General features: G+C 65.7%; 2 pseudogenes. One reads left to right on the plus strand and one right to left on the minus strand.

The annotated features are described in order from the left end of the window. Positions 1 to 281 (plus strand): annotated as a pseudogene (locus tag VBE63_RS30995) (hypothetical protein); the annotation flags it as partial. A 104-nt stretch (positions 282 to 385) separates the two neighbouring features. On the opposite strand, the pseudogene VBE63_RS31000 reads toward VBE63_RS30995, so the two are convergent. After that, positions 386 to 688 (minus strand): annotated as a pseudogene (locus tag VBE63_RS31000) (ribosome small subunit-dependent GTPase A); the annotation flags it as partial.

Consider the following 688-nt stretch of genomic DNA (forward strand, 5'->3'; position numbering starts at 1 on the left):
CCTCCAGCGCTGTGGGCGGGCTGGATCGGCGCTCGAGGTCGATAGAGGCGATGATCCAGGCGCATGATTTGGCGCAGAGGCTCTTGGGTCCGAACAACAGCCTGGAGATGACGCTGTGCTGGATGCTGGCGCGTGATCTGCGCATGGGCAGTGCCCACCTGAGAGACTGTCCGCCGTGCCAGATCCGTTATCTGGTCACCGAGCAGGGGCGCTTTGATCGGGGCTGCCCGTTGTGTGCGCGCTATCGTAGTCTGGGCTTGTCGCGCTTGAAGGTCGGGTAATGGGCGGCTCACTGAGCGAGGATACGCTAACGACGCTCGCCAACGGGGCCTGATCCTGTGCGCGCGAAGGAGTTGCCTGAGTGACAGGCCGATATCATCCCTGTTCAGAACGTCCGGCGCGACTTGCCCTCCTTGATCACCCGTTTGACCAGCTTGCCGAAGGCGCGGTCTTTGCTGCGACGCTCGGCAAGACTGGCCGAGTTAAAGCGGTCCTCGGCGAGCAGCTTGCGCCAGCGCTGCAGCCGCGCGGGCGCGAGCTGGCCCTGTTCGATGGCCTCGCGGAGTGCGCAGCCGGGCTCGCGCTCGTGCTGGCAGTCCCCGAAGCGGCAGCGCGCCGAGAGGGCCTCGATGTCCTCGAAGGTCTCGGCGATGCCGGCGGCGGCATCCGCCAATTGCAATTCGCGCAT

The organism is Lamprobacter sp., assembly GCF_034860625.1.
Taxonomy (GTDB): domain Bacteria; phylum Pseudomonadota; class Gammaproteobacteria; order Chromatiales; family Chromatiaceae; genus Lamprobacter.